General features: G+C 40.0%; 23 protein-coding genes and 4 pseudogenes. 13 read left to right on the forward strand and 14 right to left on the reverse strand.

The genetic code is table 11. The annotated features are described in order from the left end of the window. Positions 1-189: 189 nt before the first annotated feature. Positions 190-1062 (forward strand): annotated as a pseudogene (locus tag AABK37_RS20170) (IS982 family transposase). 24 nt (positions 1063-1086) lie between these two features. On the opposite strand, the gene AABK37_RS20175 reads toward AABK37_RS20170, so the two are convergent. After that, positions 1087-1209 (reverse strand): hypothetical protein, encoded by a 123-nt coding sequence (locus AABK37_RS20175; RefSeq protein ID WP_432553317.1) that lies wholly within the window; start codon positions 1207-1209, stop codon positions 1087-1089. 674 nt (positions 1210-1883) lie between these two features. On the opposite strand from AABK37_RS20175, the pseudogene AABK37_RS20180 reads away from it, so the two are divergent. The 7 genes and pseudogenes from AABK37_RS20180 to AABK37_RS20210 form a co-directional block, all read left to right on the forward strand. Then, positions 1884-1991, forward strand: a pseudogene (locus AABK37_RS20180) (IS607 family transposase); the annotation flags it as partial. Further along, positions 1991-2860, forward strand: coding sequence for an RNA-guided endonuclease InsQ/TnpB family protein (locus AABK37_RS20185; RefSeq protein ID WP_432553318.1), 870 nt, complete (start codon positions 1991-1993; stop codon positions 2858-2860). The pseudogene AABK37_RS20180 and the gene AABK37_RS20185, both read left to right, overlap by 1 nt. Positions 2861-3358: 498 nt before the next feature. Then, a complete protein-coding gene (locus AABK37_RS20190) occupies positions 3359-4756 on the forward strand; it encodes a reverse transcriptase domain-containing protein (protein ID WP_432553319.1) in 1398 nt (465 codons plus the stop codon). 108 nt (positions 4757-4864) lie between these two features. Further along, a complete protein-coding gene (locus AABK37_RS20195) occupies positions 4865-5134 on the forward strand; it encodes an RNA-guided endonuclease InsQ/TnpB family protein (RefSeq protein ID WP_432553340.1) in 270 nt (89 codons plus the stop codon). Positions 5135-5258: 124 nt separating this feature from the next. Beyond that, entirely contained in the window at positions 5259-5549 is a 291-nt protein-coding gene (locus AABK37_RS20200; protein WP_432553320.1) for a cyanobactin biosynthesis PatC/TenC/TruC family protein, read from the forward strand. Between the two features lie 1139 nt (positions 5550-6688). Next, entirely contained in the window at positions 6689-7363 is a 675-nt protein-coding gene (locus AABK37_RS20205) for a methyltransferase domain-containing protein (RefSeq protein WP_432553321.1), read from the forward strand. Between the two features lie 10 nt (positions 7364-7373). Then, positions 7374-7835 carry a hypothetical protein gene (locus tag AABK37_RS20210; RefSeq protein ID WP_432553322.1) on the forward strand — a complete coding sequence of 154 codons (462 nt, stop codon included), beginning with the start codon at positions 7374-7376 and terminating at the stop codon, positions 7833-7835. Here the strand turns inward: AABK37_RS20210 and AABK37_RS20215 are convergent. Beyond that, positions 7836-9132: pseudogene (locus AABK37_RS20215) on the reverse strand (IS4 family transposase); the annotation flags it as partial. Positions 9133-9952: 820 nt separating this feature from the next. Between AABK37_RS20215 and AABK37_RS20220 the strand changes: the two are divergent. From AABK37_RS20220 to AABK37_RS20235, 4 genes and pseudogenes are all read left to right on the forward strand, one after another. Next, positions 9953-10255 (forward strand): annotated as a pseudogene (locus AABK37_RS20220) (ISLre2-like element ISCst1 family transposase); the annotation flags it as partial. A 929-nt stretch (positions 10256-11184) separates the two neighbouring features. Continuing rightward, entirely contained in the window at positions 11185-12375 is a 1191-nt protein-coding gene (locus AABK37_RS20225; protein WP_432553323.1) for an ABC-three component system protein, read from the forward strand. Between the two features lie 11 nt (positions 12376-12386). Further along, entirely contained in the window at positions 12387-12869 is a 483-nt protein-coding gene (locus AABK37_RS20230) for a three component ABC system middle component (RefSeq protein WP_432553324.1), read from the forward strand. Next, entirely contained in the window at positions 12862-13371 is a 510-nt protein-coding gene (locus tag AABK37_RS20235) for a DUF3732 domain-containing protein (protein ID WP_432553325.1), read from the forward strand. The genes AABK37_RS20230 and AABK37_RS20235 overlap by 8 nt, the downstream gene beginning before the upstream one ends. Here the strand turns inward: AABK37_RS20235 and AABK37_RS20240 are convergent. From AABK37_RS20240 to AABK37_RS20295, 12 genes are all read right to left on the reverse strand, one after another. Then, on the reverse strand, positions 13368-14072 hold the full coding sequence (locus tag AABK37_RS20240; protein ID WP_432553326.1) for a M48 family metallopeptidase: 705 nt from the start codon (positions 14070-14072) through the stop codon (positions 13368-13370). The genes AABK37_RS20235 and AABK37_RS20240 overlap by 4 nt on opposite strands. Before the next feature lies 1 nt (position 14073). After that, positions 14074-17124, reverse strand: a complete 3051-nt coding sequence (locus tag AABK37_RS20245) for a type I restriction endonuclease subunit R (protein ID WP_432553327.1) — start codon at positions 17122-17124, stop codon at positions 14074-14076. A gap of 229 nt (positions 17125-17353) precedes the next feature. Beyond that, the gene (locus AABK37_RS20250; RefSeq protein ID WP_432553328.1) at positions 17354-17617 is read right to left on the reverse strand and encodes a type II toxin-antitoxin system VapC family toxin; all 264 of its coding nucleotides are present in this window, start codon (positions 17615-17617) and stop codon (positions 17354-17356) included. Next, positions 17614-17850: a type II toxin-antitoxin system Phd/YefM family antitoxin gene (locus tag AABK37_RS20255; RefSeq protein ID WP_096566875.1), complete on the reverse strand. Its 237-nt coding sequence runs from the start codon at positions 17848-17850 to the stop codon at positions 17614-17616. The genes AABK37_RS20250 and AABK37_RS20255 overlap by 4 nt, the downstream gene beginning before the upstream one ends. A 241-nt stretch (positions 17851-18091) precedes the next feature. After that, the gene (locus AABK37_RS20260; RefSeq protein WP_432553329.1) at positions 18092-18283 is read right to left on the reverse strand and encodes a hypothetical protein; all 192 of its coding nucleotides are present in this window, start codon (positions 18281-18283) and stop codon (positions 18092-18094) included. After that, positions 18264-18752 (reverse strand): PIN domain-containing protein, encoded by a 489-nt coding sequence (locus AABK37_RS20265; protein ID WP_432553330.1) that lies wholly within the window; start codon positions 18750-18752, stop codon positions 18264-18266. The genes AABK37_RS20260 and AABK37_RS20265 overlap by 20 nt, the downstream gene beginning before the upstream one ends. Positions 18753-18772: 20 nt before the next feature. Continuing rightward, positions 18773-20011: a restriction endonuclease subunit S gene (locus tag AABK37_RS20270; RefSeq protein WP_432553331.1), complete on the reverse strand. Its 1239-nt coding sequence runs from the start codon at positions 20009-20011 to the stop codon at positions 18773-18775. 138 nt (positions 20012-20149) lie between these two features. Beyond that, positions 20150-20353 carry a hypothetical protein gene (locus tag AABK37_RS20275; protein WP_432553332.1) on the reverse strand — a complete coding sequence of 68 codons (204 nt, stop codon included), beginning with the start codon at positions 20351-20353 and terminating at the stop codon, positions 20150-20152. A gap of 12 nt (positions 20354-20365) precedes the next feature. Next, on the reverse strand, positions 20366-20839 hold the full coding sequence (locus AABK37_RS20280; protein WP_432553333.1) for a hypothetical protein: 474 nt from the start codon (positions 20837-20839) through the stop codon (positions 20366-20368). Continuing rightward, positions 20833-21165, reverse strand: coding sequence for a hypothetical protein (locus tag AABK37_RS20285; protein ID WP_432553334.1), 333 nt, complete (start codon positions 21163-21165; stop codon positions 20833-20835). Before AABK37_RS20285 ends, AABK37_RS20280 begins: the two co-directional genes overlap by 7 nt. Continuing rightward, positions 21159-21392 carry a type I restriction-modification system subunit M N-terminal domain-containing protein gene (locus AABK37_RS20290; protein WP_432553335.1) on the reverse strand — a complete coding sequence of 78 codons (234 nt, stop codon included), beginning with the start codon at positions 21390-21392 and terminating at the stop codon, positions 21159-21161. Before AABK37_RS20290 ends, AABK37_RS20285 begins: the two co-directional genes overlap by 7 nt. A gap of 198 nt (positions 21393-21590) precedes the next feature. After that, entirely contained in the window at positions 21591-21791 is a 201-nt protein-coding gene (locus AABK37_RS20295; protein ID WP_432553336.1) for a ribbon-helix-helix domain-containing protein, read from the reverse strand. A 214-nt stretch (positions 21792-22005) separates the two neighbouring features. Between AABK37_RS20295 and cas12k the strand changes: the two genes are divergently transcribed. Then, on the forward strand, positions 22006-22854 hold the full coding sequence (gene cas12k, locus AABK37_RS20300; protein WP_432553337.1) for a type V CRISPR-associated protein Cas12k: 849 nt from the start codon (positions 22006-22008) through the stop codon (positions 22852-22854). Positions 22855-22940 lie beyond the last annotated feature (86 nt).

Here is a 22940-nt window from a genome sequence, read left to right on the forward strand (position 1 = left end):
ATTGCTGAAATAGTACAAAATCACTAAATCCTTACTGCCTAGAGAAACGCACGATCGCTCAAAAGCTTTGCCCTCAGTCAGCGAAATATTATCCAGCCAAAGTGGTATTAACCCAAGTTGCTAGTTATTGATTCAGGTGATCGCTTTGTGCAATAAAATCCCCTCCAGATATGAAAAACGGAGGGGAATATGTTAAACGAAATAATTACTGTCTATGCTATTATCGATGACTTGTTAAAGGCGATTAGGCATAGTGAAGACTGTCGCCGAGAGATGAATGACGCAGAAATTATTACAACTGCCATCTGCGCGGCGATGTTCTTTAATGGTAATCAGAGCAAGGCTTGTAGCTATATGAAAGACCATAATTTGATATCTAATATGTTAGAAAAGTCACGATTTAACCGGAGATTACACAGTGTCTCAATGTTAATCAACGACTTGTTTCATCAAATAGGAATGATATTGAAAGAAATTAGTGATTCCACTGAATATCTTTTAGACTCGTTTCCAGTGCCCATCTGTGACAACATCCGGATCTTTAATGTAAAAATAATCCAGTCTGAGGAGTATACAGGTTACATCGCATCGAAAAAACGATATTTTTACGGCGTTCGAGTTCAGTTATTAACAACCAAAAATGGTATTCCTGCGACGGTTCGACGGACAGAATCTTCTGTCCGCCGACACGTCGCGTAGAATTTGTGTTTATGCCTGGTAATGCTAACGATGTACGTGCGCTATTCTGCCTTACCTTTAAATCTCCCAGCTGGTAGTGAACTTTATGGTGATTCAGCTTACACTGATTACACCATTGAGGTGACGAGTGAACAAACAAGTCAAATTTCTTTACAAGTCATGCGGAAAAAGAACTCCAAGCGTCAAGATCAGCCGTGGAATCAATATATTAAACAACATACTCGGCATTATATCGAAACTGTATTTAGTAGTATCACTTGTGTTTTCCCAAAATCAATACATGCAGTCACTTATCAAGGGTTTTTACTTAAGCTACAAGCATTCATTTTTTCTTTTACTCTTCAACAAGCTTTTATTGAATAAGTAATTTATACAACTGAAAATTATTTAAGTAGCTGAACAGTTGTAGCAAGTTAAATGCCCGGTGACGCGTAGCGCCATTGCCACCTTGTTGCAGGCGATCGCATGATTTGTTGTCAGCGATCGCATGAATTGAATGGTAACAAACACACATCCGTCGATAACCCGCAACTTGGGTTATTATTATCACCGAACAAATTTCTGCCGCTACATCTGGAGGATATCAAACTATTGCTGCAAAGGTAGCTTCGGGAGATATTTTGGCAGTCATTTTTTTGAGAGATTTTCAAAAAAGCATCAAAAGTGGCAAATCAAGAAGCGATGTTAAGGGTATGCAATATCAATCAGGTTATGGTTGCTACTAATTTACCTACAGCAGGAGCCATTGTCAGTTATATCCAGTTTTCTGGACGTATGTGAAGGAATTCTTGAAAAAGGCTAGAAACTGTAACTAAATCCTTGGACATCCCTTGACATCTTTTCCTGAATGGAGAACTTTTCAACGCAAGATTGCCGGCTTCTGCACCATGTTTGCTTCGACAAACATTTGCATGGTTTGTTCTGATAGGCGATCGCTTCCTTAAAGTGCAGCATTACCAATCGCCGCCGCGATTTGCAACTATTCTTAATTTTACTTTACCTCCAACGAATGCCTCATTTCATACTTAGTCATGAAATTGACCTTTATTTTTTATGTGCAAGAAATGAGTTATTCCACTTCTTTAAGCTAGTGCAACCTCTGGTCAGTTCTCCAGATTTTGATAAAAGCTTTGCTCGATAAAAGTTAGAAGATATATTTCTTAATAATCTGGCAACACTGTCTAATGATTGAACTTATCACTGTGTTCTCAGCGCGTCTCTACGGTTCACGCTCTAAGAAAAATAAGAAACTCATAGACGGTATAACTCAAGTAGTTAAGGAGGTGTCATAGTGCTATTAGGTTTCAAAACAGAATTGAAACTAAATAACCAACAACGCAAAGCATTGATACAACATTGTGGAGTAGCACGTCACGCTTGGAATTGGGGTCTTGCGTTAACTAAACAAATTCTCGACCATAACAAAGCAAATCCCGACTCTAAGATTAAGTTTCCTACTGCTATTGACCTGCACAAATGGTTGGTAGGATTGGTAAAGTCAGAAAATGAATGGTACTACGAAGTATCTAAATCCACACCACAACAAGCATTAATGGCATTAAGAGAAGCATGGAAACGATGCTTTAATAAAACTGCTGGTGTTCCAAAGTTTAAAAAGAAAGGTAAGCGCGATTCTTTCACACTTGAAGGTACAGTCAAAATATTAGGCAATAATAAGATTCAAGTACCTGTGATTGGTATCCTAAAAACTTATGAACGATTGCCTCAAGTATTAATTAAATATGCAACAATTAGCCGCCAAGCTGATAGATGGTTTATCAGCTTTCGTTTTGAAGTAGATTCTTCAGAATCAAGTCAAACAAGCGTTGTAGGCGTTGATTTAGGAGTCAAAGCATTGGCTACACTCTCAACTGGCGAGGTAATTCTAGGTGCTAAATCCTACAATAAATATGAAGCTAAATTGTCCAGAATGCAATGGTTGAACCGCCATAAAATTATCGGTTCGGCTAATTGGAAAAAAGCGCAATTACAGATTGCTATATTGCACAGGAAGATTGCCAACATCCGTAAAGATACACTCCACAAGCTCACCACATTGCTCGCCAAGAACCACGGCACAGTAGTGATTGAGGACTTGAATATATCAGCAAGTGCGATTCGTTGCTTAGTGAATCACGGTAATCAGCCCGTACATAACTAAGCCAGTGAAATCTAGATAACTAGACACTGAACTCTCAGACTGATGTGGGTGAAAGTCCCACCCGCAAGATTCATGCGTGACTCCTTATCTGCCCACACCGAGTAAGCTCGATTCTTACCGAGTGAAGCTGGGAACAGGGCACAATCAGACTACCGTTATGGGTGGACACTGGTGCTAACAGGGGGTTCCCACGGTGAAACCGAGCCTAGAAAAGTAACCTATACGTAAGCGGGACATATCCCTAGAACCCGACTTTATCAGAGCAAGACCCGCAGCATTGTTTCCTGGATAGCTGCAAGAATCATGGGTTTCTGATGGTTAAAATGGCTACACCTAATGGAACAACCAATCATCTGAGGGAACGAATAAAAACGAATCAAAGGTCTTGGGACGGTCGAATCCCAGGTAGGTAAGACGAGATACGGAACTCCTCTGATTTGGGTAGGATGCGGCGTAATTGCTGCAAGGTATTCAGAAAAACATCTAACGGAGTAGAGCATGATTAGGCACAGTCACCAGACTAGTGAATCTTGGAAGAATCTAAACTGGAAGAAATTCCGACGCGACTTATTTCGCCTGCAATGTAGGGTGTTCAAAGCTATTCGAGAAGGAAACAAGCGTAAAGCCTTGTCACTTCAAAAGCTTATTCTGAAATCCAAAGCAGCTAGATTTTTGGCGATTCGTCAAATATCGCAGCTAAACGCTGGAAAGAAGACAGCAGGAATCGACGGCAAAAAGTCTCTCACCTTTGAGGAACGATTGGAATTAGAGGAACTGCTGAAAGCATCCAGTAATGATTGGTATCACCAAAAGTTACGTAGTATTCCCATCCCTAAAAAGGACGGCAGTACCAGAATGCTAAAAATTCCAACTATTGCAGACCGAGCTTGGCAATGCCTTGTAAAGTTTGCACTAGAACCAGCGCACGAAGCAACATTCCACGAAAGAAGCTATGGCTTTAGACCAGGACGCTCGGCACATGATGCCCAGAAAATTCTGTTCCTAAATCTACGCTCATACAGCAATGGAATCAATAAACGAGTGATTGAACTCGATATTGAAAAATGCTTCGACAGGATAAGCCATACCACAATCATGGAGAACCTTATCGCCCCTAAAGGCATTAAGTCTGGCATATTCCGCTGCCTTAAAGCCGGAGTAAACCCAGAATTCCCCGAACAAGGTACACCACAAGGTGGCGTGGTAAGTCCGCTATTAGCCAACATCGCTCTCAACGGTATCGAAAGTATCCACCGATATCATAAAAACGGGTTCAGGATTACTAAAAATACCCCTGGAAAAAATATCGTAGAACCATCAATCCGCTACGCGGATGATATGGTTATCTTACTCCGACCAGAAGACGATGCAACAGAGATACTTGACAAAATCGACAAATTCCTAGCCAACAAAGGAATGAAGCTTAGTGAAAAGAAGACAAGAATAACCGCCGCGACAGATGGTTTTGACTTCCTTGGCTGGCACTTCAAAGTGCAAAGTAACGGGAAATTTAGAAGTACGCCTTCGGTGGAAAACTTCAAAAAATTCCGTCAGAAGGTAAAAGCTATTGTCAACAACTCGAATTATGGTTCTAAGCTAAAAGCTGAAAAGCTAGCGCCAATAGTTAGAGGATGGAGAAACTACCACCGCTTCTGTAAAATGGACGGGTCAAGGTTCTCACTTTGGCACATCAACAAGAGAACGTGGAAAGTGCTTAATAAGGAAAAAAGGAACGACAAAGAATCAACTACAAAGCTGATAAAAAAAGCGTTCCCTGAAGTTCCTTACTCCGAAAATAAACATGTCAATGTCGAAGGAAACAAATCACCTTTCGACGGAGACATGCCCTACTGGAGCGAACGCAGCAGTAAGTTATATGACGGAGAAACCTCATGAGTAAAAGGGTTATCCCTTAAGAATATCGGGAGCCGTGTGCAGCTTTCGCTGCACGCACGGTTCTAACAGAGAGGGACGGGGAATAATATCCCCTCTCGACTCTAACTGCTGGCTAACCACAAACTAGCCAAAGCGATAGCTGATATGAGTTTCTTTGAGTTCCGTCGCCAATTGACCTATAAGTGCCAGTTGTATGGTTCAAAATTGGTAGTGGTAGACCGATGGTTCCCAAGCTCAAAGACTTGCTCTAACTGTGGAACCAAAAAAGAAACACTCACTTTGAATGAGCGAGTTTTTGAGTGCGGTCATTGTGGATTCAGCCTTGATCGCGATTTAAACGCAGCAATCAATTTAAGTTTGTACGTATCCGGCAGTTAGTCGGTGAGAGCCTGTGGACTGGTGAGTGCCGACACTACCAGAATGAAGCAGGAATTAAACGAAGCTCAAAGTAATAAGCAATGAATATTGTTGATGAGCTTTGAGTAGGTTTTATATAACGGATATGTACCATCGGTTGCGTGGTGACGAACCAGGACTGACGGACTACTTTCCTTTATCCGAAGGCAGCGGCATTACAGCCAAAGACAGGACAAGCAATCCCAACAACGGCAAGATATACAACGCCTCCTGGAGTCAGTCTTTGATACCGATAGTTGACCAGGCAAGCGCTATAGAAAGCCTTACCCACTCTACAGGACTCGAAGATTACGGATACTGGTGGAAGAGAGTGGTAAAAGATTTATTACCTGAGGAGACAAAGATACCCTTCCGTAGGGGTCGGATTTGGCGTTAAGGAGATGACACCTGAGCGTAGTTGAAAATCTTCAGTTGGTGGAAGTCGCACACAAGTGCGATTTTCATGGGGAAAGGCTACGCACGAAACGTCCCAGCAGTCAAAGTATTTTGCGATCGCCTGTTTAAATTTCTCACACAATGAGATGGCGATCGCTCCCTTACCGATACAGTTTTAGTTGCGATAAGCGAAGCTTGCTGCCAAAGGCAGATCGCACTCCCACAGTTTCTCCACTTTTAAAATTCTCACGTTACCGGGTTTCTCTGGCTGAAATGTTTTTCACCAGAGAAATGATACGCCTTATAAATATTTTCTTCAATTTGGCTAACAAAAGTAGGAATAATTTTAATTATTAAGAGAGGTCAAATGATAGTTGACAGCTTTAATTTTCGCTATACTAAAACTATTTACAGGTGATAATTTACAGACTCCTGAACTCACTTTAAACTCAGTAATTGCTATTATCTGGTAACGCAAAGTACAGCGAATTTCATCTTATTTGAATACACGCTTAGGGCACAAAAGTGCTTTACAGCAAATATTGTCTGTATTTTATTAATTGAAAAATGCTGTAATTTGAAACTTGGTAAAGGAAATAAAAAAGCGAGCTAAAATTCAATATTTTTTCAAACATATAAATTAGTATTATTGAAAAATCAAACCAAATAAAAAAATAACCATAAAAAGGGGTTGAAAAGTAAACAATATTTCTCTAAATTAAATAAGGAATAAGGAAACGCCAAACTCTAATTTTGTTAGGGTAAAGCTAACCTGATTCAACGAAAAAAACAAAGGAGTAATATCATAGAAGACAAGAAGAAAAAAATACAGCCTAAAGTGACTGCTCCCGTGGTACGTTCCACTGGAACAAGCGGCATCATCAACTCCCAACCAAATGGCGGGGTAGAAGCTTCTTCTTCTTTATTGCGTAAGCCTGTAATCTTGCCCTAGCATCTTTGCTGGGCATGAAGCTGAGTAGAATCTCCGAAGAGCTACTCTTCTTAAAAAAGGTCAAGATTTTGTTTCTGCTTCTGTCAGGGTTTGATTAGGTGGCTTACTTTAGCTACTAATTGGATTTCTCAGAGCTGGTGCTGTCCTCTAGGGAAAGATTCTCTCAAGGGTGGCTAGGCTAGCAGCTAGTGCAACAGGCAGGACTGAGCGATCGGGTTCGGGTTCAAGTTGGTGACTATCACCAGCTGCCTTTTGCCGATCAAATTTTTGATGTTGTAATTTGTATCGAAACCGTCTTCCACTCCTACAATCCCCAACAGCTGTTTCAGGAGATATATCGAGTCCTGCGTCCTGGGGGAAAACTTTATATCAGGGAGTATTTTGTCATAGAGTCACCGCTATCAGAGCAACAGCAGCAGGATCTAGAAAAATTTCAACAGATTGCTGCTGGCGGTCAATTTCGCCGAATGAGTGAATTAACGGAGATAGCTAGCACAGCTGGTTTTCAGGAACTCCAAACGAGCAATATGACTGGAATTATCCCCAGTGATAGTCTCAGGATGGCGATCCTCTCTACCGAGTTCCCAAACTTGCCACTTTTCTTGGGAGACATTAAGGCTATCAAACCTACAGCCAGCGGGCAAACGTCAGCAGATTCTTCTCAATATCAGCAAACAGTCGCCGATTATTACGACCATAAGGCAGGCGTAGAATCAGAATTAACTGGTCTGACTGGTTCTAGTAACCTTTTCCTCGCCTACCGAGCCGGGATTCAACCAGGAGACTATGTCTTAGATGTGGGCTGTGGTGTAGGTCAGGCGGCTGTTGACATTGCTCAGAGTCTTTGCCGCCCCTCCTCATAGAGCAATTCAGTTGGCACGCTCCGAAGGCTATGAAGCGCAGATGCTACCAGGAATATCTGCCGAAGATTGTCTGTTTGCTGACATAGGAATAGATCCAGCAAGATATGGTTGTCAGAGCTACGAAGCAAATGACTTCGTAATCTATCGACGAGTATTTGATCGGCGAAGTACGCTAGTGCTTTGGCAAGTAGGAGTGGTCGGGCAAGTAGATTATCAAGGCAAGATCTATGATGCCAAGAAAGGGATAGATCTATTAGTAGAAATTCTTTTAGAGTCATATCCTGCCGATTATGAAGCGATCATCTATGAAGCCGCAGTTTTTGGACTATTTTTACCTCGGATTGAGCGAGTGGCGATTGCAAAATTAGGAGAGTCCGTCCTAACCGGTATCTCAACCTTAGTCATTCCCCCAGATCCAAGTTGGTCCATCTGTGATAGGTTAAGAAAACTGTGCGTTTGTCAAGGGGGGTAGAGGAAAAGGTGATAAATCCAGCTTGGGCACAGGCTTTCGGAGTGCTTTGACCACACCTAAGTCTTGATTTTCTTTTGCAGCAAAGTACTTAACTGGGTCTTTGGCTTTGCCCTTGTCGTAGGCAACGCTAAAATGATATAAACCGCGATAAACCATCTCCAAAGAAATGCGAGCAAAACAGAGAGATAATTCGGAGCGCGATCGCATCCCCTAAGTCAACTAAAACAGCATAAAAAAGCCAAGTAGCCCACACCTGTAACTTGATACCATTAATAGAGCCAGTCCACAAATAAGACAATCCTAATAAGCGTTTGACCGTGTGAAAAGCGTCTTCAATCCGCCAGCGTCGCCGATATAAATCAGCGACAACGTAGGTAGGTAAAACATTTGGGTCAAGAACAGAAGTAATGTAAGAATACATAGATTTACCAACTTTAATCTCTATAAAACGTAAAGTAAGGATTGGTGCACCACCTCGACCAGTACCAAGTTGAATCAATTGGTCTTTAACAGAATAATCATAAGTAAATACCTTTAATACTTTAATAGATGCTTTGGCTTTGAATCGAGTAATAAAGTGAATATTTTGATTAATAAGTTTTTCAAAAAATAGGAAATGATAAAATCCTCTGTCCAATAAAATTAGAGTTTTAGCAGTCAGTAAATTGAGAAGTACTGCCTCAAAATTAGTATCACTTGCTGATGGATTAGTATGAAACCAAATCTCGATAGGGAGTCGAGTCACCAAATCAATGACTGTACAAATCTTTCCGGCTAAGTGACCTGTTTTCAAGTCTTCTAGGCTTTTAAGCTTACGGAACAAAGCTTCCAATGTTGTTCCATCAGCTACCCAGATTTGTTCAAAGTTCCTCTGTGCAAACTTAATACTATCTGGTAGTGGACGTTGAGTACGTTGCTGCCAATTCTGTTGTAATTGAGGCAGTAAATCTTTAAAGACTCGTTCAAATAATTCGGCTGGAAAAACTAAAAATCTTTCAGCAAGTGATTGTTGAGCAATTTTAGTAGCACGACACCATAACAAATCTTCTCGTGCCAAAAGACGAGTTAATTCTTGAACAGAAGGAACTTGTCTCCATAGCAGTGTTAGTACTGCTGCTACCATGAAAGACAAATTAATTATACGGTCGCGTAATCCTAATTGCTTATAGTATTTTTGTTGAGTGTCAATTGCTGGAGTTAATAAAGCTTGTAAATGTTGAGCAATGACTTCGTTATTTATGGTGGGAGTATTATGTCGTTTGACATGGTCGGGATTACGCTTTGTTTTTTTAGACATCGTAGTGAGCCAAAAAAGTCATCACTTAGTTTGACATCTTTGTGCAACCTAACAATAACCTATTTATCCTGAAATCGTTTTATTCAAGATTAACGATCGCCCCCACCAAATTGGATTGCTTCCCCACTATTAATAATGATAATCTAAATAAGGGGAGGAGAGCCGAGCAATGCTCGGCTCTCCTCCCCCCGCTCTGAGCGATTATCATTATCAAAATTGTCTTTCTAATTCTTTAGAGGTATTGACAAAATGTAGATAACCTTAACCTATCACAGATGGGCTCGTAGGAATGCGATCGCAGATGCAGCGAAAGCGCTTGGTAAAAGTACTCGAACAATTAAGCGCATGGTAGAGAAGCTTGAAGAGGTAGGGGTTGCTACTCTAGCTGTTGGACGTAAGGATAAGGGACAATATCGTATTTCCCAACAGTGGCATGATTTTATGGGAGCAATGCGATTTTGTTAGATGACCCCAAAGAACATGCGATCGTTGAACGTTCTTTTCAGTACAAAAAAATATTTATGACAATTTTCATAGTATTAATACTTAAAAGCCAATAATGGTCGCTCCGAAGATCATCGGCGATCGTTGATTAGAATATTATGTGCTTGCTTATTGATAATGATAATCGAATAGTCGGGGGTAGAGGCGTCGCTCGCCTCTACCCCTTTCCTGGTGTATGATTATCATTTTCATATAGATTTATTTCTGTACAAGGACATATTGACAAAACGTACATACTTTTAATCTGTCAGGAAGATCACAAAAAAAGGTAGGATTCCCTTTTAGCAATAGTTTTAAGAAAGGAAAGCGCCTACCAATGACAAAAAATATATATGCAAGTTTAGATTTAACCAAATCATTGTCAGATTTTCAAGATGTGGTTACGAAACTTTTAGAATTGAATAATGTTAGTGAATGGGATGGGCGGATTCTTAAAGAAAGAGAAGAAAAAATTAGAGAAGCTGCCCTTATTTTAGCTGGTCAATGTATTGCTATATTGCTGTATAACCTTTCTCAATCTCAATCATTTCTTGATATAGCAATGGCTCAAACTCAAGGATGGTGGCAGTCTAAAACCCAAAGACATGGTTTGAGAAAAAGACAAATATTAACGGTAGGATGCGATTGAGAGTTTAATCAGACAAGTTGTCAATTTAAGAATGAAAGGTAACAGTAAATTTTGGTTAAAAGAGAATGCAGAAATTATGCTGCATCTTCGGTGCCAATGGGTAGCTGGAAGCTGGAATAATTTTTGCGATTCAATTTTAGCTTCTTTGATTAAACCCCAAACAGTTGGATAAATTTTATACTTGAAGCGGATTCGTTCCCGACTTTTTGTCAGAAAAAATACTTCAATCTACGGTTATTCAATTAGACAGTTTATTTAGATAAGAATCAAAATATTACCTATCCTCGCTTTTGGGAATATCTCAAAAGGATAAATTGTAGTGGAAGTATTTAGAAATTTAGTAATTTACTTTACTTGAAGTCTCTGTATCAAAATTAGCGATCGCTTGTTTTTTAGCCGACCTCACAAAATCGCATTGCTCCCTTTTAGAAGTATGAAAAAGAGGCAACAAGCTTATTAGGCAATATTCTCAGTTAAGTTTTATTACTTTACTCAGGCTTTTCAGAGTGCAAGACAAGCTATGCGGTCGGGTTAAGTTGAGACTGTCGGAACGATAAAGTTATGAAATTTTATGCAAACTATATCTTAATAGTACAAATATTCTATATACTGAAGATTAAATAAGTTCTGAGCGTATTAGCATCAGTTCAATTTGAGCAGAAAATAATAGTACATTATTGAATCTTGAAGATTGATAGCATAGTTTTTTGAAATATGCGAGTATGATCTGTAAGCTTTATATAAGGTACTGTCAGAGATACATCAGGCTAACATACTCACTTAATTTATGTGTTTGAGTGCTTTGAGAAATGCCAACTAACATCAGTTAGGTTTTCATTTTAATGTATAAAAAAGTTGTATCAAAATAAACAAATGGCCTTTGGCTAGTAAATTCACGCTTGTCGAGGTAAGTGGAGGATATGAGTACAGGGTTTTCAGCAGGTTCACAGGCACTTGGGTATCTTTTCCAAGCACGCTATGCCCTGTATTTAATTTTAAGCAATAAAGAAGAACTAGAGCTTGCAGTTGAGAGTTTAGATGATATTACGTTTTTTGAGAATGAAAATAATCCTCTAGAACTGTTACAACTGAAGCATCATACAAATGCTCAAGCCTCGTTAACAGACAGTAGTACTGACCTTTGGAAAACAATTCGTGTCTGGAGTACGCAACTGCAAGAAAAGAAAATTTCTTTACCTGATACCTTGCTGACTTTAGTCACAACTGCTGAGGCTCCAGAAAATTCTGCTGCATTTTTTTTGCGCCCTGTTAAAGAAAGAGACTCTAAAGGTGCTTTGCAAAAGCTTCTTGAGGTTGCTAATAAATCAAGTAACAAATCTCTAACTGCGTCTTTTGAAGCATTCAAGGCTCTAGATAATACACAACAAGAACTCCTAATTGACGCTGTTCAAATTATTGACAGTTCTCCAGATATTGTTGATATAACACCAAGAATTAAAGGAAAGTTAATCGCAGTTAGAAGAGAACATCGAGATGCTGTTTATGAACGGCTAGAAGGCTGGTGGTTCGCAAAAATTGTAAAGCATCTTCGTGATAATTCTGTAAATTTTATATCTGGGTTTGAAGTACGAGATAAAATTTGCGAAATTAACGACCAATTTAAACCTGACGCTTTGCCAATAGACTTTTTTGATTTAGAACTTACTGAGCAACCTGATATTTCACAAGACAATAGACGTTTCGTTGCTCAGTTAAAGGAAATTGCTGTTCATAACAAGCGAATTGAAAAAGCCATATCAGATTACTACAAAGCATTCGAGCAACGTTCTCGCTGGGTGCGTGAAGACCTACTTTTTAGTGGGGAAATTGAACAATATGAAAAAAGATTAATAGATGAGTGGGAGCGTTATATGCTTGCGCTCCAAGATGAGATGTCTGATAGTGATGATAATGAGCTTGAGTATCAAAAATTTGGTAAAAAAGTATTTAAATGGATGGAGCAAGAGGCTGACATTCGCATTCGTCCTCAAGTTACAGAACCATACGTAATGCGTGGAAGCTACCACATACTCGCAGACCAAAAACTACCCCGCGTATACTGGCATCCAAAATTTGTAGAGAGACTAACCCAATTACTAGCTACTACATAGGAGAGAAGTTTGTGCAGTCTTGGGAGCAGCGTCCACTTGAATATGCCAATCTTCTAAATCCGGCTTTTTGTTCGATTATGCTTCATAATGCCATCAAGGGCTATCAGAACGAAAAGAAGCAGGGTATGCCATATCCTCTTCTTTTTCTTGTTCTACCACTTGTCCTTCATAATTCAACGAGAAACGCTTTACCTAAAAAAATAGTAACGAAGTTACACATTTGGCTGCAAAGACATCCTGAAGCTCGTGTAGGATTTGGCGATCGCACAAGTAACTTAGTCCTGTATACAAAAGAAGCTTTAGGTTTTGGGATGCAAATTGGTATCATTAACATCTGTGACGATGGAAAATTTACTTGGGTAAATGGTAAATTAAAGCCTATTTCGGCTGTATCATGGTCTAGCGATACGGAACCAGCTATCTGCTACAAAAAAGCCGAATTTATTGGGCGTTGGCTTGCTCAAGCAGGAGAAGTATCAACAATAGATGACTGAATGGGCTAAACGACTACAACTAGAACATAGTGATTCTCCTTACCGATTCGATTTAGATAAATTAACTGTAATCGCAGACAGACCTGAGCGACCAATCCCTATGGGAAGAATGGGAGGAGGAGAAAACTGGCTTGGTTGTCACCTAATTACACTTCTTGCTTTGCACAAACATTTTGTTGATCGTAATCGCCCAGTTCCACGCTTTCTATTTCTGGATCAACCTACTCAAATTTATTTTCCATCAGAAGAAGCGTATCTCAGTTTACAAGGAACATCATCAGACGAAATGATTCGTGCTAATGCTGATATGGCAGCAGTTGAAAGGATGTTTGATTTTCTGTTTGATGTATGTGAAGAATTATCTCCACATTTTCAAATCATCATTATGGAACACGCAAACCTCGGTAATAATGAAAGATTTCAAAATGCTTTAGTAGAAGAACCTTGGACTGATGAAAGGGCATTAGTACCTGAAAATTGGTTATATAGAGGTCGAACTTAATAACTTCCCAGGGGGGAACGGTTCAACTCATCTTTATAGAATCTCCAATTAGGTAAAAACTTATTCATCAAAGCCACAAAGCGATCGCCATGATGACGTTCTAACAAATGTACCATTTCATGAACTACAACATATTCTAGGCAGTGCTTGTCTTTTTTGGCTAGTTCCAGGTTGAGCCAGATGCGTTTGGCTTGAATGTTGCAAGTACCCCATTTAGTTTTCATCAGTTTTATCCCCCAGTCCTCAACCTGAACTCCCATGTTCTTTTGCCACTTGGCGATTAATGAGGGAATTTCCTGTTTTAACTGCTGTCGATACCAGGACATCATCACTTGTTGGCGTTGCGCTTCATTACTTCCTTCTCTTACATAAAGGTCAATATATGTATTATTCCTAACTTCTACTTTGGGATTGCCCTGATAATAAATGACGTTTAGTAAATAGCGTTTACCTTGAAAATAATGGCTTTCACCAGAGACAAATTCTCTTGGTGACTGGCGTTCTTGTGTTTCAAAGCTAGCTTGATGCTTTTTAATCCAGGCTAGTTTGGAGATGGCAAATAAACGCACAGCTTCGTCATCTATGTGTAAAGGTGTGGCAATACGTACTCGACCATCAGGGGGGTACACTGCCAAGTGTAGGTTTTTAATATTTTTTCTGGCAACGTCTATGACCAGTTCCCCGATAGTAATTTGGTGCATTTTAATACTCACTTTGGCTTTTGACTATTTCAAAAATGCGATCGCAATCTTCCGAAGAATCTAAATATTGCTTAATAGCATTTTTTACTTCGCGCTCTTTTATTGTCTTTCCACGCCACCCATCCTTTTTGGTTTTGCGAATCGCGTCATCTATCGCTAGGGATAATTCTTCATCTTGATTAAGGTTGTCGTATAGAGCAATTTTTGCAGCAGAGTTCAATGATTGAGGATACTGTGAGGAGCTACTCGGTTGACCAACTTGTTTACTTAACTCAACAATTTTCTGCAAATAGGCTTTATAGTCTTGGCTGGCTGCTTTCCGTGCTTGGATTAACTCATCCAGCAGTGTGGACATTTTATCAAAATATTTCGGGTTGGTTGGTTGTTGATCGATAATGACTTTGCGTAAGTTGTTTTCGATGGTTTCTGCTACAGCTTTTTGGTTTTGTTTGATGCCTTTGGGTAATGCGTCAACTGCATTTGCACCGCGTTGGACAATCAACTGAATTAGTGTCATATCATCGAAGGTTGAAATTATTTCGCTATCTTCTGCTCCGATGTAGGTATCAATCAAGTGACGCATGGCGGGTTCGTAGGCTTTTAAGTCAATATAATCACCACTGGCTAACTTTACCTCAGCGCGTACTTGTTCGTAATGCGTAACTTCTTGTTTAATAACTTCAGTTTCTGCTGTGCTGTATCCGGCTTCTGCCATATCATTGGATAGATTGGCATAGGCTCGAACTAAAGCTGAAGTGTACTTATAAAGAGCAATGCGCTGTTGTTGATTTTCTTTAATGATGTCTGGGTTTTCAGTATCGGCACCGCAAAAATAGCGAATATAGACATAGGTGTCTTGGGGTTGCTCTACAGGTTCGCACAAGGCTTTGATGCTTTCTCTGGCATTTTTTAGGCGTTCTCTGCCTTTTGCGATTCTGTCACTCAATAATCCATCGATGTCGTCTGGTTCGTAGTCTTCAAATGCTTCGCTGGTATAATCGTTAATTGATTTTTCTAGGCTTTTAAATAGGTCTTTGTAGTCGATGATGTAGCCATATTCTTTATCTTCAGCATCCAAGCGGTTGACGCGACAAATGGCTTGAAATAGTCCGTGGTCGCGCATGGTTTTGTCGATGTAGAGATAAGTCGCAGAAGGTGCATCGAATCCTGTCAGCAACTTATCGACTACAATCAGCAGCTTCATTTGGGCTGGTTCTTCGACAAATTTCTTTTTAACTTCGTCTTCAAATACTTCTGGCGCTTTGCCGTTGAGCATTTTTTGATAAATTTCGTACTGGCGTAATTTTTCCGTCAGTTCCTCTTCTCCCGTACTTTCGCCTTTGATGTCTTTCGGGGAAGGTTTGTAGGATGTGACAATGGCACATTTGGTAAAACGAGCACTTACGAATAACTCGTAATATTTACAAGCTTGGTAAATGCTACCAGAGACGAGTATGGCGTTACCATGACCACTTTGCAAGCGGTCTTTAGTTTCAAAATCTAGCAGAATATCGCTGACAATTCTTTCCAGTCGAGATTTTGAACTGAGAACTTTTTGCAGATTTACCCAGCGTTTCTTGAGTTGGGTTTTGGCGTGTTCTGTTAATCCTCTAGTTTTGGCTTCAAACCACTGGTCAATTTTGGTTTGTGAGGTGATGTTTTGATCAACATTGCGAGCTTCGTAGCGCAAATCAAGGACGACTTTATCAATTACGGCTGTTTTGAATGTGTAAGTGTGAATGTAATCACCAAAAACGTTGATGCTGTTTTGCTTGTCTTTTTTGAGTAGGGGTGTGCCAGTAAAGCCTATGAATACAGCATTGGGTAGGATTTCTTTCATCGCGTCGTGCAGCGTGCCTGTTTGGGTGCGGTGGCATTCATCCACAAATACATAAATATCGCCTTTGGCGCTGAAATCGCTGGGCAGGCTACGCTTCAGTTCTTCAATGTAGCTGTTATAGTCTGCGTCGTCTGCTTTGTCTTTCTTGCCAAATTTGTGGATTAGGGAGCAGAGTAACCAGGGAATGGTGCTGTTGAGTTTGTTAATCAGGTCTTGCCCGCTTGTAGTGCGGTAAATGGCTTCGTTGACTCCCTTAAAAACATTCTCAATTTGCTTGTCTAGTTCATCTCGATCGGTAATTATCAGGACACGAGCATCAGTGATGTTTTCCCGAATCCATTTAGTTAGCCAAACCATTGTCAGGCTTTTACCACTGCCTTGAGTGTGCCAGATAATACCCCCTCCCCGGCGACGAAGGTAAGATTGGGCAGCATTAACCCCAAAATACTGATTATGGCGGCAGACTTTTTTAATACCCCGGTCAAAAACAATAAAGTCGTGAATTAACTCTAAAAAGCGTTCTTTGGTGCAGAGTTGCAGCAGGTGTTTATCTAAAAGGTCGGCGATGTCACTGTTAGTATCTTCTTTCCAGGTGAGGAAGTATTTTTCTGGGGTTTCTATGGTGGCGTAGCGGAGTCCTTCGGTGTCGTTACCTGCCATGACAAACTGCATGGTGGTGAAGAAGGACTTAATAAATATGGATTTTTGGTTATCGAGGTTTTGGCGGATGCCTTCAGAGACGGAAATGGTGCTGCGTTTAAGTTCGAGTACACCGATCGCAATACCATTAACATAAAGTACCATATCTGGGCGTTTGGTGTTTTCGCCTTTGACTGTGACTTCTTCGGCGATCGCAAAGTCATTTTCTAGAGGTTCTTCCCAGTTGATCAGCCAAACGGTTTGGGTGTTTTCGCCGACTTCTTCTTTGACTTTGACCCCATAGCGCAGGAGGCTATAAACTTCTTTGTTGATGTCATAAAGGCTTTTGCTTTGGTCGCCTGCGACTTTGTTGAGTTCATACAAGGCTTTAGTGATGAGGCTGTTGCTATAGCCTTGTTTGTCGCAAAGGAAGGTGCTGAGGATTTCCGTTTCAATGTTGCTGTTGTTAGGTCGGTCGTGCCAATCACCCAGATAGCGATAGTTTAATTGTTGCTGGAATAGTTGCACAATACGATTTTGGGTTATGCGTTCGCGTTGTCCGACCTGGCTCATAGCAACCCTCTCACTGTAATAATCACGGTTTTACTCAGATTCAAATATGACACTGTTTATCAAACTATGTCATCTTTATTTGTGTCATCCGTGAATTTTCTGTCTAGCTTAATGTTTGTAACCAGGAAGTACCTGTGAGATTGGTATCGACTGTAGCTAATGTTAACTGGTGGTAAACTGCGGTAGCTGCAATAAAGCGATCGCCTGGATCTTGATGTGGTAGCTCAATCTAACGGCTTAAAATAGCGATGTGGCGGTTAAGTGGAGCTTCACGAATTTCTAGGGTATTTAAGGCTAAATCGACCCATGCAACTGGATTAGGCTGTAAAGATAGTCGTCCTTTTTCTGCTAAGATTAGCGTTTCCCAGATACTAATTGGACTGAGCCAAAGTTCGGTTGTTGTTGCTGCAATAGTGGTTTGAAGCTGAGAAGATAGCCGTTCGTTACCAAGCAAATACCAAAGCCAGATGTGGGTATCAAGTAAGAGCTTCACTGGAGTGCTTCCCATGTGGTAGCAGGGATTACTGGAGCAATCACGTCTCCTAATATTTCGCCGCTACCCTTCATGGCTCCAAATGCTGGGCGCTGGGGTTGAGGGGTGGCAGGATAAATAATTACTAAGGGTTCCCCGTCATGTGTGACGGTTAAGGGTGTTTTGGTGCGTTGTATTTCTGCAAATATTTGTTGGAGCGTTTCGGGTAATTCGCTGGTAGCAATGTGTTCCATAGTACGGTTTAGCTCTTGTTCTTGCTTCTATTTTAGAGACTGGCGGTTGAAACCTTGCCGTTGATTAATAACTGCCAATTAGTCTCGTCTTCCCGGTTAATAATTCTTGCATCATGCCCTGTTTGCGGTTTTGGGTTTGGCGTTCGTGTTGTCCGACTTGACTCATTTATATTCCTCTGGTTTTAAGCAACGCCAAACCCTATGTAGGGACTCTTTTTTAATACTTGTGTTCTTATTATCGTTATTCAGTTTTTTTTCGTTTAACATAGTCACGAAAGTCTTCAATTGTGAGTTGATCGAGCCATTGATGACGTTCTTTGGTATAGTCACCATAACCCACACCTAATTGCTGCAAAAATCTCAGTGTACCTGCCACCCCTAAAGCATTAATTAGGGCTTTGTATCCTTGCTGTCTAATTTCCGTCAGTTTCATGGTTTTCCTCTTCTGTTTGCAAAATAGTCATTAACCAAATGGTAGGATTTTCGACTTCTATTTTTAAGGTAGTTTGATAGTGTTTTGCTTTTTTCAGAAGTCGATCGTCAGTCGTTAAGAATATATCTGCATCTCCTGCTTCGGCAAAGGCTAAATGTAAAGCATCTTGAAATTGAAAACTCAATCTCATTAATTCTTCTGCCCTCAATTCAATCTCTTCGCTTGATTGAATGTAGATGTTTGCTACACTCAGAATTGAGTTGACTTGTTCTTTTTTTGATGAATCTGGGTGTTGACTAACTTCAAATTCAATAACATCACTATTTATCAATATCCACTTGCCATTTTCGCAAGTTTGAATAATCTCCGTCACTGCCTCAGCCTCTAAGCGAATTCGAGATTGTTCTAAATCGTCTAAGGTTCGATTCAGGCAGCAAACATCCAGATAAATTTTGTAAATTTTACTCATGCTATTTACCTGCCTGGTGTTTATATTCTATCGCTATCAACTAACCTTGTCTTTCCGGTTAATAATTCTTGCATCATGCCCTGTTTTATGGCTTTGTATTTATCGCGCTTTTGTTCTAAGGCGGCGATTTCTGTATCCATGTCACTGAGGATTTGCGCGATCGCTTTTTGTTCGGGAAGAGGAGGCAGGGAAATAGAAAATTCTTTGACGATTTGAACATTTAGGTTCTGAACTCCCCCACCTGCAAACTGACCATTTTTGGCTATGGATTTATAAGTAGGGCTATTTAAAAGATGAAGTAAAAAATAATTATGTAATTGATTTTTGTCTGTTCTTATGAGTGTCAAACTAACATAAATCCCAAATTCAAAATTATCTTCGATTACACCAGCTTCACCAATACCTGCTCCTACCCTCGTATAAAGTAAATCACCTTTTTGTGGTTTGCTATATTTGGTTATTTGGTCAAAGAGTTCATAACTTATGAATCTATAGTTATCGTAAACAACTTTGCCATTTCGCACGTTTTGAGCCGATAAAAAGGGTTTTCCTATTTCCTCTCGTACATATTTCGGAGTTGCTGCCAGTCCACAAGTTATTAATTTGGTAAGGTTATCAAACTTCTTCACCTCCCACTCACCGCTAAAACCGGGCAGGCGTTTTTTGCCCGTGAGGAGTTCCTGCATCGTGCCTTGCTTGGTGTTGCGCTTTTTGGTGATGATGCGATCGCACTCTGTAATCAGGGCATCGACATCGCTGAGGGATTGGGCGATCGCTTTTTGTTCAGTAACCGGAGGATGATAAACTATAACTTTTGCTAATTCCGATCCTCTAATACCTTTTTGTCCTGCACCTGTAATAATTGACTGAATACCTAAACGACCAGTAGGTGAGCGGAAGTAATAATAATAAAACAGAGGAAGGCAGTGATTTTTGTTTAATCTAACTCTAATAATTGAAGATTCAAATACTATTGGGCTTTTTTTATGTTCTACTACTAAAACACATTTACCAGAACCCTCTTCAACCAATGACCTTCTTGCAAATAACAAGTCACCTGTTTGTAATCCAAATTTATTTAATTCAGTATCAGTCACGTCTAAAAGCTGCATTTCTTGCTCTCCGATCAAGGGAAATGCAAATAATTCTTTCATGTTAACAATACGAATTACTGTCCCATGAAATTCTTTGGATTTATATAATCCGTTACGAGATGATTCAGCATAGAGGTTTTGAAATTCAATTGTCTTCCATTCCATTACCACACCAACCCCATCCGTTTTAAATGCCCTTCAACCCGACTCGTCAACTCCTCAACCTTACTCGTCAATTGCGGCAAAGGCGTATCATATCGTTCCACCAATTCCTTAATCCTCTGCGTCAATCATTCAAAAATCTTAATTACCCTTTCTATCTCTAATCCGCTTAAGGTCTTCCCAAAACTCTTCTCTTGTCACTTTATCTAAAGTTTCCTTTCTTTCTTGTGTATAGTCACCGCTTCCCCATCCGGCTTGTTGTAAAAAACGAATAGCGTCAACTTGTCCTAAATGTTCTACTAAAATTTGATAACCTTTTTTTCTCAATTCAATTGGTGTCATCATTTATTTATCCTCCTAATTCAAAAAAGTTTTCATCAACCAAGTTACAAGATTATCCACAGACACTTTTAACAAACCTTGATGTCGTAGTGAGTTCTTCAGTAGCCGATCATCAGTAGAAAGTAAAACATCTGCCTGAGCGACTTCTGCACAAGCAATATGAAAAGAATCATAAAGACCAAAACCTAATTCTTCCAATTGCTGCGAGCGAGAATCCACCTCTTCATCTATGTTGATACTAATCACAGCAAATTCCAATAATTTTAATATATTCTCCAATTTGTCGAGATTACGCATTTTCTCTAACTCCACACTGATGGCTTCGCTAGTAACAAGCTGCCATTCTCTAGTGCGAATGCGTTCCATAATGCTAAGAATAGCTTCCCCTTCTAAACGGATTCGCTCTTGTGTCCAGTCGTCAAAAGGACGATTTAGACAACAAACATCAAGATAAATTTTATAGTTTCCTTCCTGTTTATCCGTTACCACACCAACCCCATCCTCTGCAAATGCGCCTCAACCTTAGCCGTCAACTCCTCAACCTTACTGGTCAACTCCGGCAAAGGCGTATCATACCGTTCAGCCAACTCCTGAATTCGCTGCGTCAACCGTTGCGAAATCCGATCCATCTCTGAAGCGATCGCCTGTCGCAGCGTCGGCATCCACTTATCATCTACCACCAGCGTTTTTATCTCGTCCTCGGTTAAATCCCCGTATTTTGTTAACACATAATTATCCAAAAATTGAGTCAATACTTTAATTTGTTTACTAATTTCCGCTTCTTGCTCAATCAGCTTTAAATAAGCCTTTAACATCTTTCCCCTATATCTTTCTGTCCTTTCAGGGCAACAATGTCCTGGAAGCTTCCACCTTCAGGCACTTCAATCAGCGCATCTGCGACACCCGCATATTTATCAGATACATATTTAACAAACAATAAAACTAGTACATAATCTTTATACTGCGAGGCATCCATGCCACCCCGCAGTTCATCACAGCTTTTCCATAACGAACTATAAAGTTCACTTTTTTTAATTGCCATTTTGTGTTGCCTTTAAAAGACCTCCCCTAGTTAACATTGTCAGACGTTCTCAAGCCCGTCTGACACTTTGCCTTGAAGCTTGTACATCTTATAAAGAACCAATAACATACAGCGCAAAAAGACTTCGCTCATCTAGTGGCTGAGGATATATCGTATACCAGGAATCCGCAAATTGTCTTCATCTGCTACAGCTACATATTATTGCGGCGGATTCTGCTGCTTTTCGCGCTCCTCTACCGCTTTACTCACAATCCGCACAACAAGATTACTGATGGGACGGTCTTCTTCCTCAGCCCATCTCACCAAAGCCTCGTGGATATCTTTGGGGAAATATATCGAAGTTTGTACGCGATCGCTCTGACTCATCAACACTACAAAGATTTGTTGCCAGTTCATCATACTCCCGTAACCTTGGAACAAGGCTCAATAATGTTTAACAATGTGTGACAATGTTTTGTGGTAAATTAAAAGCATTATTGAACAAGTGCGACAATGCCGAGGTTTTTGGATGGCGATCGGGTCAAGGGGCGATCGTTATCTGGCGAAGACGAATAAGTAATTAGTTCTAATTACACAAACAAAAAATTATTGATTTGGTGGAGATGTTGTCACCATGAGTAGCGATCGTAAGAAGAAATCCACGATTCCAGTCCATAGAACCATACGATGCCATCTAGATGCTAGTGAAGATATACTTCGCCAAGTATGGGAAGAAATGACTCAAAAAAACACTCCTCTGATTGTCGAATTATTAAAGAGTGTAAGCGAACAACCAGAATTTGAAGCTAATAAAGAAAAGGGAGAAATAACTAAGAAAGAAATCACAGAATTACGTAAATCTCTGACAAAAGATTCAGACTTGGAGAAGCAGTCAGGTCGTCTTGGCTCATCAGCAGACTCTTTGGTAAAAGAGGTTTATTCTTCATGGCTTACTCTATACAAAAAACGAAAAAGACAGAAAGAGGATAAAGAGTACTTTCTCAACAACATACTTAAAAGTGATGTTGAACTTGTAAAAGAAAGTAATTGTGATTTGCAAACTATACGTTCTAAAGCAGAGGAAATCCTTACTCAGCCAGAAAAAGTTATAAAGCAAATTACTCTTGATAACGCGAAGGACACGCAAACAAAGTTAACTCGAAAAAAAGCTAGAAAAGATAGTAATAATAAAAAGAGCAATACCAAAAAAAATGTAAATGAAGATAATTCAAAATCCTTGACTGAAATTCTATATGAGATCCACAAAAAAACAGAAGACATTCCAACACGCTGTGCGGTTGCTTACTTGATAAAAAACCACAATAAAATTAGTGAGCTAGACGAAGACATCAAGAAATTACAAAAGCGTCGTACTCAAAAAGAAGTGGAGATTAAACGTTTAGAGAAGCAGATCCAAGATAATCGATTACCTAATGGTAGAGATATAACAGGAGAAAGATATAGTGCAATACGGTTCAGTTAAGCCTCAAAGCGTTATAAACTAGGTGTTGTTTCCGAAAATGGAAATCAAGTAAGGTGCATCTCAAAGAATTCTGCTTGGTGTCTCCC

It is taken from the genome of Tolypothrix sp. VBCCA 56010 (assembly GCF_050875635.1).
In the GTDB taxonomy this organism is placed as follows: Bacteria; Cyanobacteriota; Cyanobacteriia; order Cyanobacteriales; family Nostocaceae; genus Hassallia.

Excerpts from the sequence above, each read along its gene's own strand:
- AABK37_RS20190 (WP_432553319.1), top strand. The coding sequence starts at position 3,359 with ATGATTAGGCACAGTCACCAGACTAGTGAATCTTGGAAGAATCTAAAC.
- AABK37_RS20200 (WP_432553320.1), top strand. The coding sequence starts at position 5,259 with ATGTACCATCGGTTGCGTGGTGACGAACCAGGACTGACGGACTACTTT.
- AABK37_RS20225 (WP_432553323.1), top strand. The coding sequence starts at position 11,185 with ATGAGTACAGGGTTTTCAGCAGGTTCACAGGCACTTGGGTATCTTTTC.
- AABK37_RS20235 (WP_432553325.1), top strand. The coding sequence starts at position 12,862 with ATGACTGAATGGGCTAAACGACTACAACTAGAACATAGTGATTCTCCT.
- AABK37_RS20240 (WP_432553326.1), bottom strand. The coding sequence starts at position 14,072 with ATGCACCAAATTACTATCGGGGAACTGGTCATAGACGTTGCCAGAAAA.
- AABK37_RS20245 (WP_432553327.1), bottom strand. The coding sequence starts at position 17,124 with ATGAGCCAGGTCGGACAACGCGAACGCATAACCCAAAATCGTATTGTG.
- AABK37_RS20255 (WP_096566875.1), bottom strand. The coding sequence starts at position 17,850 with ATGGAACACATTGCTACCAGCGAATTACCCGAAACGCTCCAACAAATA.
- AABK37_RS20260 (WP_432553329.1), bottom strand. The coding sequence starts at position 18,283 with ATGAAACTGACGGAAATTAGACAGCAAGGATACAAAGCCCTAATTAAT.
- AABK37_RS20265 (WP_432553330.1), bottom strand. The coding sequence starts at position 18,752 with ATGAGTAAAATTTACAAAATTTATCTGGATGTTTGCTGCCTGAATCGA.
- AABK37_RS20270 (WP_432553331.1), bottom strand. The coding sequence starts at position 20,011 with ATGGAATGGAAGACAATTGAATTTCAAAACCTCTATGCTGAATCATCT.
- AABK37_RS20275 (WP_432553332.1), bottom strand. The coding sequence starts at position 20,353 with ATGATGACACCAATTGAATTGAGAAAAAAAGGTTATCAAATTTTAGTA.
- AABK37_RS20285 (WP_432553334.1), bottom strand. The coding sequence starts at position 21,165 with ATGTTAAAGGCTTATTTAAAGCTGATTGAGCAAGAAGCGGAAATTAGT.
- AABK37_RS20290 (WP_432553335.1), bottom strand. The coding sequence starts at position 21,392 with ATGGCAATTAAAAAAAGTGAACTTTATAGTTCGTTATGGAAAAGCTGT.
- AABK37_RS20295 (WP_432553336.1), bottom strand. The coding sequence starts at position 21,791 with ATGATGAACTGGCAACAAATCTTTGTAGTGTTGATGAGTCAGAGCGAT.
- cas12k (WP_432553337.1), top strand. The coding sequence starts at position 22,006 with ATGAGTAGCGATCGTAAGAAGAAATCCACGATTCCAGTCCATAGAACC.